The following is an 11,994-nucleotide window of genomic DNA, read 5'->3' on the forward strand; positions in this document are numbered from 1 at the left end:
ATTTAACTTATGTTGAGTAAAAACTAGGTTCATGGATAATTTTGTGGCTACTGTATTGTTTTTTCAAAGATTCTAAGTTTCCATGAGTAATTCACTTCATGAACTAAAACTATGTATCTAGCATTAGCTGACAGTTAGTTCCGGTTCATAAAACCATCTTACATCACATTTTCACAACGAACACATCATAGCATTAGATGGTTATCTGATTGATCTATTGAATAAAAAATTGGTTGCGATAGCATAGATTTTATCAAGGCTTATGTCTCTGAGGGCGGTAGCGTTCTTAATTAAATTATTGACAAGGATGTGCAAATCAGCTAGGAATTTTGTAGAGATTCATGCGTATAACGCTGATGATACCTTACTGTCAGAACGTCATTACAGATGTCAGCGAATCAACGGTTCGTACCGATGACTGCTGTGATGCACTCATGGAGATTTAAAACAGAAAGTTTGTGAGTGAGGTGCTGGTAGATTCTAGGGCGCATGAATAAAGTACATATTGCACTAACGCGGTAAATTTTAAAACCTAATTTAAATCGTATGCAGCCTTAGATCTCATGCCTAACGACACTATAAATTTTTGCTTTTAATTTAACAGAAGCCGGAATTCATGTGGAGGAAGAGAGCAAAGAGTCGTATGGCTGTTTTCATCGTACTAATCAAGACTGACTGGTTTTGCCAGAAGGGAGATAAGCTCAGTCCGTAGTAGCCAGCTAACTGACAAATTAATTTGTCGGCCCCTTGCCCGTGCTTATATAAACACAATTATATAAGTTTCTAATCCAGCAGTTTTTCATTTTAAGAGGAATTTAAATGTACAATGGTACACCTACTGAAGTAGAAGAAAAACTCAGATCATGTCAAGTGGAAAGTATTGGTGTAGCTGCAAAATATTTTAGATCGCGCTCATCTGGATCATGTCTTATAAGCTTGCCGACAGGTGCAGGGAAAAGTGGTGTTATATGTTGTCTAAGTCAATTCAGTAAATATAAAAACATATTAATTGTTACATATCGAAGAGCTGTTTGTGATCAGTTGTATAAACAGATTAGAGGTGATTTTTTTACTAAACTAACCGATTCTGGTAAATCTAAATCACTTACAATTAAAGATGTGCATAATGACATCAATAAAGAAAGTAACAGTGGGATATTTTGCACTACCTTCCAAAAATTGCTAAAAATCAACAGTGATGAGATCAATAAAATCTGTGATGAATTTGAGTTGATCATTATTGATGAAGGTCATTCCGAACCATCGCCAGAATGGGGAGGAATTATTCGTAAGTTTAAAGCAAAAAAAATAATAGTGACTGCCACACCATACCGAAACGACTTATTTAGTTTTGATATTGATACAGATCACTCATATATATATACATACAAAAATGCCATAGAAGAAGGCATAATATCAGCACCTGTTTTTGCAAAAGCAAAAAAGGAAGATTTAGTCAGTGTAGTAAGGGATTACTTAAACAAAAATAGTGATACATTGTGTATTGTCAAGTGTGATAATTTTAAAAACATATGCGAATATTATAATCTTTTTAAAGATGAATTTAAAACGCTTGCGATTCATAGACAATTTGAGACTTCACCACTGGATGAGAATTTATATAATGTACCAAGCAATTTATCTGAAAGCCCTTATAAAATACTAATTCATCAACGTATGTTAGATGAAGGTATCGATCTTCCGAATGCAAAACTACTAATATTAACCTATAGTGTTCGGAGTGGTAAGGAATTAGTACAAACAATGGGGCGTGTTGTAAGGTGGTACAAAGACAAAAGCCCACTGGTTATAGACTACAATGAGTGCACCAACGTTGATTTATGGGAGAACTACCAAGAATTTGATAATTACTTGACGGATAAAACATCTTTAAGGAAATTCATTAATACTTTAAATACAGCATCTTTAGTTGAAAAGTATTTAGACGCATTTCCGGAAATTAGTTATTTTGACGCGACATATAAAAAGAAATTTGACTTCAAAACATTCAACCCTTCCACATCCTTAAAAATACCTCTCGCGTCAGTATGTTTTTATTACAAAGATAAGGGCTTTAATCTAATTGATTGTTTAGATAAAATATATTGGGAATTTACAAGAGAAGGGTCTTTATCAAAAATTGATAGTGACTCTGGCATCATTACATCAGTTTGTTTTGACAGTTCCAGATTTCTTAAGGATACGTTATTCTTTCAACCATCACTTGAGTTTGTAATTATACGTGAAGTAGGTGATATTGTTGCGATTTATGATAGTCGCGGTAGAAAATACAATAAAAGAATTGAATTAGGTATCAGACAACCAGTTGGCCCGGATAAGCTATTTAAGCTAATTTCGCTAAATGAAAAATCTAAAACAACGCAAGCTAGCACAAGGGCTATACAGATTAATTCACAGCAAGCAGAAAGTATTCTTTATGTGTCTGATAGGTTAGAGTCAACGACTTCAACTCAAGCCAATGGAAGCTATGCAGTATCAACTACAATAGGTTCTAATCTTCATGATGATCTTTCGATTATGTCCTCATATTATTTAGGCGTAGGATCCGGCCGTGTTAGTGATCAAAAAGAAAGACAATTTAGTTTTGAAAGGTTTTGTGAATGGGTTAATGATGTAAAAACCAATTTAGAAGGCGCTAACAAAGTATCTAGTTCATTTCTTAATTCATTTGCTCAAACTGTTGATGGTATACCTACTGAAAAACCAGTTGCTTGTATTATTGATCTAAGCAACTATAACGGTTTGTTGAAAGTGTATTGTAATGGCAAGCACAAAAAAATAACATCAAACTATCTATTTAAAAAATATAATTTTGGCATTTCTTTTTTTGACAAAACACTACTTCCGCTTGTTATAAACACCAATGGAAGTAATCTATCAAAGATGGGGGGGGCCATAAGGTCAGCGATATTCTTACCTCGAGAACTAGATTTTTATGTTGACAAAGGTGAATTAAAAACACGTAATCAAACTCTAACCTTTATGGTTGATAATGAAGTTGTTAATGAAAGTGATATTTTTAACAATAACACCGTGAAATTAATATTTGACAATGGAATCACTTACTTAAATGGTCTGTTTTATAAATTTACTCTCCCCACAGACAATGCAAGAGTTGCAGATGAATTTTTCTCGAGATTTGTAGAATTACAAGATTTGTTGTCAGGTGGATTATCAGAAAAAGATGAGGATGGATTGATCGGAACTAGTTTTAGCCCCTCATCGATATTTTATTTGATAGATCAACTGTCAAACCTGAGAACTAAATCTGTGCAACTATCTCAATTGGGACCATTTTATCAATATATCCCTAATGTTGATTTGATTCTTTGTACGGATATGGATACAGAACCAGCTGATTTTGTTCTTTCTTCCAAAGACAAACTTATCTATGTACACATAAAATGCGGTGCCGCAGGAAAACCTGAATCTTCAGCAGGTTCGATTTGCGAAGTCGGTAGCCAAGCGATAAAAAACATACATTACTTGATTAGTAATGATAAAAATTTACAATTTGCCAATTTAACTAGGCTGAGAAATCCTTGGCCAAAATTAGGAGGTAATAAGCATAATATAGAATTAGACAGTAGAATAAGATTGTTTGAGGGAACTTTCAATATTAATCACGACATAAATGATGTCTTAGAAAAGATAAACAAACGAAGAGCCAGTTCATTAGTAAGAAAAGAAATATGGATCGTTGTTGGTAACGGATTTTCATTGAGTCATTTTAAGTCACAATTTAATCCTTCAGTAGTGAAAAAATCACAAGAATCAATGCAATCATATCAACTTATAGACTCATGGCTATTACAATCCAAAAGTCTTGGTATAGATCTTAAATTTTTTGTTTCTCCATAAGAAATTTCGCGACAGAGATCCTTAACGGTGCGTCGAGCTTCGACGGAATTCAGAATAATGATGGTCTGGTGTTCGGTGAATCGTGCTTTGCGCATGGCAATCTCCTATCAGAACAAAACCAGTATGCCGGATGATCTCTAAAAGTGAATGGACCGATATGCAGGGATGCTTACAGTGGGTCTTCGACCTTTATAAGCATAGTAAAGAATAGAATATGCCAATGTACGATAATCTGTGCACTCTATTACCTGCGCAAAAAAGTACACCAGAATTGTTTGTCTGGTTTGGCAAATCGAGATCATTAGGCGGCATAGCGAATGACTTTAAATGAAAAGCCCGATTCATCAATGAAGATTGAGAAAACAAAAACCTTGCCCCCAGCAGAGGGCGAGCGCCGGGCAATGCGTGGCTATATGGGCCAATATGAAAGAGCCGGTGCAGCCATTTATGCTGAATTAGAGCGTGGGCAATTGGAGTGGATAGGCGTGGCGGACCGCAGTGCGGGTATCGCTGATGATTTAGTACTTGGATTTAATGGCCTTATCGTTGGGCACCAGTTCAAAACGTCCCGTTTCCCAGGTACATTTACAGTACAGACACTCTTAGTAGGGGCTGATGGTCTGCTTAAGCCATTAGTTTGCGCCTGGCAAAATCTTTGTAGTGCTAACCCAACGTCTCACGTAGAAATTCGTTTAGTTGTCAACGACTATCCATCAGTAAACGACGCCCCCGGAATGGAAGCTCCAGCTCACAGTGCTGCCTTCCTTGATGAGTTTGAACATTTTCCCAAACGCACGCTTGAGGAATGGCGCTACAGTAACTGGGGCGGTTTAGTCGAAATATTGTTTCAACATTCTTGCCTAGGTGGCGATGATTTCGAGAGATTTTTTCATGCGTTGCGCATAATTCATGGCTCAGCAGCAGATTTTATACAATTTCATAAACTCAGTGCAGAACAAGCGAGACTGGCGTCTGATATAGCAAAAATATTACCTCAGTTGGTCTCCGATAAACGAGATAGGGACCGATGGTCCTGTGAAGAACTATTAAATGAACTAGGGTGGAAAGATCCGACCAAAACACGCCACGTACATCGCTTTCCCATCGGTGCTCACGTCCAACGCAACCGCGATACGGAACTACAACTTCTCCAGACGATACGCAACACAATCCAGGGCTATGTGGCATTGATTGGGCCTCCAGGTTCGGGGAAATCGACCTTGCTACAGACAACCCTGGCTACCGAATATAACACTCGGGTCGTGCGCTATCTGGCTTTCATACCGGGAGCTGCGCAAGGTGTAGGACGCGGGGAAGCTGATGATTTCTTCGAAGACATTTCTGCCCAGTTACGCAGCAGCGGGCTGCCTGGGCTTCGCCTTCGAGACAGCAGCCAATTTGAAAGGCGCGAACAATTCGGTGAACTGCTCAAACAAGCTGGCGAGCGTTATCAACGTGATACAGTAAGAACCATCATTATTGTTGATGGGCTGGATCATATCCCCCGCGAAGAACTACCAGCCCATTCGCTGTTAGGCGAATTGCCGCTGCCTGCAGCCATCCCTTTGGGCGTGACATTTATACTTGGTACCCAGCGACTGGAACTCAGGCATCTCAAACCCGCAGTACAGGAACAGGCTGGGCATCCGGATCGTCTCGTAACAATGCATCCACTTGAGAGAGTGGCGGTCGCCAGGATGGCAGACGTTTTGGGTCTTGATTCAACCATTTCGCGTGTAAAACTTTATGAACTTAGCCGCGGTCATCCGCTGGCGGCCAATTATCTCATTAAGGCACTGTTATCGGCAGATGAACAGGACACATCATGCATCCTCGCCGGAGGGATGGAATTTAATGGCGATATTGAATCAGTTTACGCATCCGCCTGGAGAGAAATCGCAAACGACCCTGATGTTATGCATGTTCTGGGTTTCATTGCCCGTATCGAAGCTCCGATGCCGCTGAAATTGCTGGCAACAATCGTAGATGCTCAGGCGATAGAGCGTACCTTAAAGACCGTCCGGCATTTACTCAAGGAAACCTCAAAGGGGTGGACTGTATTCCATAACAGCTTCCGTCTATTTGTGCTCTCCAAACCAAAGATAACACTGGGCAGTATAGATGAAACCTATTCACAACATATTTATCGTGAATTAGCTGAACTATCTCGTCATGCACCAGAGCATTCATTACAGTCCTGGCTAACACTGCGCTATCTCGCCCGGTCAGGAGAGCGTGATGAACTTCTGGTGCTCGCAACGCCAGCATATTTTCGACACCAGTTTGCACATGGACGTTCCTGTTCAGAGATTGATTCGGACATCCACTTGGCTCTGATTGCTGCACGTTCCACGTATGATGGTGTAATTGCCACACGGTTGCTACTTTGCCGTGAAGAGATATCCAGACGAACTCAAGCACTGGAGTATGCTAATGAACTTCCGCGCGCGATGTTAAAAGTTGGCGATATTGATGCGGCGATCTCTTTCGTCCAGGACTTTCCCAATGCGGGCTATGAAGTTGTTGACCTGCTTTTGGAACAGGGTGATTTTGACCGCGCGAAAGAACTGTTTGAGCACCTTGAGCCATTGTCTCACTTGCATACCCCCAGATTCGAGCACTATGGGGACTCGCATAATCTACAAGAATTCAAAAAATGGGCAAAACGAGTTTTTCACTTCCGCGACTCTGAGCAAATTAAGCAGGCAATAGACTATTTGACCGTTGAGGGGTTAAAACACGCCACAAGTGTATCAACAGATGAAAATATTACCTCTATTCGCGAACAGTTAAAGTGGACAGTGGTCGAGGCAATTGTTAACTGGCAAGCAGACGTTAATATTCAGGATACCTGCAATCAGTATGGCATTCATGAGCAAGAGATACCGGTTTTGATGACTCAGGCTGGATTTACTGCCAGAGACAGAGGAAATAATATCTTAGCATTGGAATTATTTAAGACTGCCATGGCATTGTCTGATTTTAATGATGTTTCTAATGGCGGGCGAAGATCGATTGCATTATTTTATGCCACCTCGGGTTGCACCGATCTGGCTTCAATATTATTCGAAAACCTTTTTGCACCTGCAATTTCGATGGGAGACAATGAATTAGAATCAACAAAAGCACTGACTCTTGCAGCCATGGAACATGCGCAACTTTGCGTTTTGCTCGGCAAATCCCTGCCCGACGTAGTCACCTCCACACACGCTATCTTACGACCGCTGCAGACACATGCTTCAGAAACGGGACGCTTGTTGGGGCTGTCCATAATAAATGCATCATGCATTCCTTCTGGAAATATTCAAATGGTCTGTCGCATGGTGATGAGATATGTAATGCAACTCAATAGCCATTCTGGAAACGATACCTATCAGGCTCAATTGGCATTGACAGCTACATCACCACTGATTTGTACATTAATTAAAATTTCTGCGCTGCGTGGTAAGGTCGAATATAATTCAGTACTAAATGAAATTGATAATGTAATGCCTGCTTTAATATTAAAAGGCAATACACTACTCCGGCGTGAAATAGCATTGGCAATGTATCAGGCTGACGGTGACCGTGAAAGGGCGGCCGCCAGACTTGAGCATATGGTAAACGAGTTGGTAGAAAATACACCTAGCGAACAACTCGAGACCCTGTCAGTTCTGGCAAACAGCTTTGCTGCAATTGGTGATGTTGACCGGGCACTAAACTTACTTGCTTCGATACATGACCACTGTTTAGGCTACGCTCTGGCAGCGCGTAAGGACCCTTTATACTCTGTCTGGAAAGACATATTGATTTTGGCCAATGCGGCAGACCCAGAACACCGTGCTCAACGAATAGGTCAGTTGATACGACAGGTTGATGGTATGAAGGAAACCGAGGGAGCATCTGCCGCATATCGTTTGACAGAAGTGTTAATCAATGAAGCAATGCGTATGAATGCGCACAGTGGTTATACCGTGGCACAGAAACTCAGCAACTGGGGGCTGATTCCATGGCCAAATCAGGTAAATGAACTGGTAATTGGTATGCTAGAACGCCGTCCTGAAATGGTGTTTCTCTGTACACCAATTTGGTGCGGGCTATGCCTTCCATTCTACATTGAACCCTATTATCGTGACCCTACACATGTAGGCAATTATATTGACGTTGCTGCAAATGCAGCGGGGCCTTCATCGATTGCCAAACTGGTATCAATTCTATTACCGGCAATCCAGGTTCATAGTCGAGCTCACGAGCGACTCACACTATTAAATCGCCTGAGCAAGGCGGCATTGAGACACGGTTATACCGATAACCAACTTGATAATGCCATTACTCGATGGACTTCAGAGGCCCCCGAAGCCCGCCGCTCCTACACGCCACAAAAGTACGAAGAGGCTTCAACCCTTGACGAACTTCAACAGGCATTTGAATCAAATGATTCAGAACCTGAGTATCATGCGCCTTATCGTTTTTGTGAGCTTGCAAAGTCCGCCGCATTAGACAAGGTGGTGAAAATGTATGAGCGCTGGCATTGCCTGCAGTCGGATGCACGTTGTCGTTTTTTGGTTGCAGAGCGGCTAGTTAATGCGGGGGACACTACGTTAGCCAGAAAATTAGTTGATGATTACGATACCAGTAGTGACCGGGAGATGTCATGGAGCCAATGGTTAGGAGGAAATCGATTCCGTCTCTTCCGCGCGCGTAAGCTACTCGATGGCGCAGCAATTCATCATGAAGCATATGAAGACTTCATCAGTTCAATTGTGGCGGGGAAAGAAAGCACCATGTCGTTGCTAACAGATATGGCCGACATTCTTCCTGTGATCTGTGAGTCGCCAGACTGGCCCGCCGTTTGGTCTATCTTAGCAGAGCAGATGTCTTTCACTCGCGAACACCGTATTGGTGAAATTTTCGAATTTGAGAATGAAAATATAACCGACGAAGAGTTACTCGCGGAATTGCTCCATTTTTCATTACGATTGCCTATCACCGAAGCTCGACAACATGCAGAGAAAACTGCACTAATTCTGGCGGAACATTCAACAGGAGGGCAAATCGTATTTGAGCACACTATCACACGACTCCTGACTGGCCCCCTTGATGAACCACTCCAGGCATTGCAAGTTTTGCTTTTGCTAAAACAGAACCACTTTGCAGCTGAAATTGGTGATTTAGTCTCTGGCCTTACGAATCATCGTGATATAGCTGTTGCTGAAGCTGCGTGCTTGCTAGCACAATATTGGCAGCTACCTATATCGATTGATTTTCATCCGTTGCCGTTGACATATCGATTGGCACTCGACGGAGACCCTGATCATGAACATGCTCTGTTAGATCCTGTGAGTGGGGCGATGCATATTGAAGTCGACTTAGGATGGACGCAAATGCTTCGTCCCGTTGCAAGGAGACTTGCAGAGCTGGCTGATTGTGAGGAAATGAACATACGCCAGCGTGCCGCAACGTTTATCCAGCAATGGGGAGGGCTGGCAGCCTTTGGCCCTGGAGCAACAAAAAAGACCGAATCTCAGTTACGCACACTCTCAATGCAAATCTCCTATCTTAAGCCCCATGCTTACATTGGCATACTGGCACTTCGTCATGTCGCTGGAGAGCTGAGCTTGGCAGGCTTGCTCTCACCAAGGGATAAACCATCGCTACTGGAACAATTGGATGCAGCACTTCCGCCAGCACCTCGCCCTGAAATGCAAATCCGACCAACTGGCATTAGGCGACCGCTGAAAGTCAAGGATGCCCCGTGGAGTGAAGCTGAAGAAATGTGGACAAATTTGGTTGAAGAGGATGTAAAACCCTGGAGAGATCGTGCCGATGAATTCGTAATAGCCGAGGTTTCACAATTCAAAATGCATGATACCCGGCGAGCTGAATACCAGGTCTATCGAATTAGCGCACCTCAAATTCATATTTCTGATGCCAAATTCATGGCATGGTATCAAAGTTTGCCCGCAGTCGTTTGGCTGGGTCAAATGATCCCACTCGACGAAGACCTCGCACCGACAATAGTCAGACGTGTAGTCAGTTCCATCGGGACAATGTCTTCGCCGGGATATGCCATTGCATTATGCCCTAATATCCAGATGCATCTGGGATGGCATGAATGCAGCGAGATGCCTAATATTTATACCGACCAGAATTCAAAAGTCGTAGCAAGATTAGTGAATTGGCGAGACGCCGGACCAGTTGATATTGATGATGATTATATATGGGGGGAAGGTTGCTATCTGACGCTTTCCAAAGCAGGCTTGATACAAGTCCAGACTCTGTTTGGTGAGCTCACCGTACGTAATTTCGCAAGCAGATCTGTTCGGCAATTACGACAAGGCGAAGCGCAAATGATAAAGACAGCTCAGAATCTTTTCAGTACTACTTTCGACTCGCTGGATTAATGACACGATTTTGAGGAACCTCCTTATGTTAATCAGCGCATATTCATCATCAGTGGCCTTATCATCCAGCTTATCTTTTTGTTTTAAAGCGATTGTTTCCCGGTCTTTCCGGGTCAAATTAGTCTGATTGGTATAACGATCATCGGATACATATAGTAGTGCTACTAATCTGAAAGCATGATGGTTTACTAAATTTTGGATCTTAACGCTACGCCCCTTGTAGTTGGCTATGTTGGGATCGCCTAGCCGAGCAGCTCTATTCAGAGTATCCATTGCGCTACGTACGCCATCTGTAGCCAGATAGATGGGAAGCGTTTATTATGCGTCACGGAAATTTCGGCGGTTCCGGCGTACAACCCCAGATTAACGTCCGCTCATCGCTCACAGCGGACATTTAAATTGGTCAATTTATCCGCACCGAGCCAGAATCGGGCGTGGCTAAACAGTCTGAGTTGATCAATGGGGAAACAGATCAAATGCTTAGAGGCGGTGCCTGATGTCCAGACCTATCAAATAGGCTTGCTCCTATCACCATTCCTCACGCCTTGCCGGTGAATCAAACTCCTTTTCTACAAAATTCGTAGGCTTTGTATAAGTTGAAAGAGGTGCAGAACTGAGCGAAATCTCCACCCCTAAAATATTTAACACTTTGTATAGACGCTCAAAACTTGCTTTTGAAGGATTTGCCTCAAGGCGAGCATAAGTCTGCTGAGTTACACCCAACATGGCAGATAATTCTCTTTGAGTTAATCCTTTTGATTTACGAAAACCAATTAAAAGTGGACGTAACTGGCTTAGAAGTCTAACGGGAAAAATAGTATCCATAAGTACGTGGCCATGTCGATTTCTTCATAATAAATTCAATCCTCATAAAAAACAGCCTGTAAGGTGTTTTATTACTTTACAGTTTAAAAGGTGTAAGGATGAACTCGTTGTTTAACTAGTACTGCTTGAATTTTAAAGGTTGCATCTCGCTCTGGCTGGGATTATATTTATTAAGGACTAGCATATAGTGGTGTACGCTGTTAACCTCAGTGTAATGAGGCTGATCAGGGTATGAAGGGAGAGGGCGGACTCTGCTTCGCCCTCTCTTTTTCATGAACTTATTTAACTTTAAATGTTTTTTAAAAGTCATTGCTTTATTGCAATGGTTTTATTAAAAATCCCAATCAATGTGTTTATTTTTTCATTTATCTTAATTTGCTTTTTCTCTTGTTCGAGAGAAAGTTTCCTGAATTCATTTTCCCTGCTCGGCACGGCAATTATCAATTCTTCATAAATCTCCTTTGCTCCTGATACTTTTTCCAACTCGCTGCTGTATTTTTCAATAAGAGTTCTTATTTGAATGTTTACATTGCTATGTTCATAACTGGTGGCACTTGAAATAAGTTGACAGGGGCTTTTTTTGGGTACCTCAATTAACTCTACGTTTTCCTTTACGACATTGAATTCAGATGTGGCTGAGTATAAATATTGATACGCACCTAATTTTCTTACTTTATTTAACAATCCCTTTCTAACCAGACCTTGAATTTGGTTATAAGCAAAAGCTTTTGCCTTTAAATAATTTTTCGGAAGTGAAAATCGCTCGATAAGAATTTTCGCTACTTCGTTACTGGTGAAGTTATCTTTGCCAATATAGATGATTGCAGAAAATATGTACGACTCAGGGTTGGTTACTCTACTATTCATATCACTAAAAAAAGGCTGTTAACTTAGGATTGCTAAG

The 11,994-nt window shown here is 41.5% G+C and carries 4 protein-coding genes and 1 pseudogene; 2 read left to right on the plus strand and 3 right to left on the minus strand.

Annotation, left to right across the window (positions count from 1 at the left end; all coding sequences use genetic code 11):
• Window positions 1-819: 819 nt before the first annotated feature.
• Together ACMWLG_RS24790 and ACMWLG_RS24795 are read left to right on the plus strand one after the other, a co-directional pair.
• A complete protein-coding gene (locus ACMWLG_RS24790) occupies window positions 820-3,882 on the plus strand; it encodes a DEAD/DEAH box helicase (RefSeq protein WP_053295089.1) in 3,063 nt (1,020 codons plus the stop codon).
• A gap of 734 nt (window positions 3,883-4,616) precedes the next feature.
• Window positions 4,617-10,265 carry an ATP-binding protein gene (locus tag ACMWLG_RS24795; RefSeq protein ID WP_223603654.1) on the plus strand — a complete coding sequence of 1,883 codons (5,649 nt, stop codon included), beginning with the start codon at window positions 4,617-4,619 and terminating at the stop codon, window positions 10,263-10,265.
• On the opposite strand, the pseudogene ACMWLG_RS24800 reads toward ACMWLG_RS24795, so the two are convergent.
• From ACMWLG_RS24800 to ACMWLG_RS24810, 3 genes and pseudogenes are all read right to left on the minus strand, one after another.
• Window positions 10,218-10,580 (minus strand): annotated as a pseudogene (locus ACMWLG_RS24800) (hypothetical protein); the annotation flags it as partial. The gene ACMWLG_RS24795 and the pseudogene ACMWLG_RS24800 overlap by 48 nt on opposite strands.
• 213 nt (window positions 10,581-10,793) lie before the next feature.
• Complete coding sequence (locus ACMWLG_RS24805) at window positions 10,794-11,090, minus strand: helix-turn-helix domain-containing protein (protein WP_047668715.1); 297 nt, start codon at window positions 11,088-11,090, stop codon at window positions 10,794-10,796.
• A gap of 306 nt (window positions 11,091-11,396) precedes the next feature.
• Window positions 11,397-11,957 carry a hypothetical protein gene (locus tag ACMWLG_RS24810; RefSeq protein ID WP_048978175.1) on the minus strand — a complete coding sequence of 187 codons (561 nt, stop codon included), beginning with the start codon at window positions 11,955-11,957 and terminating at the stop codon, window positions 11,397-11,399.
• Between the last annotated feature and the right edge of the window lie 37 nt (window positions 11,958-11,994).

It is taken from the genome of Enterobacter sp. 01-M-02-SI-ECC, from assembly GCF_047530595.1.
GTDB classification, from domain to species: Bacteria; Pseudomonadota; Gammaproteobacteria; order Enterobacterales; family Enterobacteriaceae; genus Enterobacter; species Enterobacter cloacae_M.

What these genes read in the sequence shown, in the direction of transcription:
- ACMWLG_RS24810 (WP_048978175.1), bottom strand. Translation starts at nt 11,957, where the DNA reads ATGAATAGTAGAGTAACCAACCCTGAGTCGTACATATTTTCTGCAATC.
- ACMWLG_RS24795 (WP_223603654.1), top strand. Translation starts at nt 4,617, where the DNA reads ATGGAAGCTCCAGCTCACAGTGCTGCCTTCCTTGATGAGTTTGAACAT.
- ACMWLG_RS24790 (WP_053295089.1), top strand. Translation starts at nt 820, where the DNA reads ATGTACAATGGTACACCTACTGAAGTAGAAGAAAAACTCAGATCATGT.
- ACMWLG_RS24805 (WP_047668715.1), bottom strand. Translation starts at nt 11,090, where the DNA reads ATGGATACTATTTTTCCCGTTAGACTTCTAAGCCAGTTACGTCCACTT.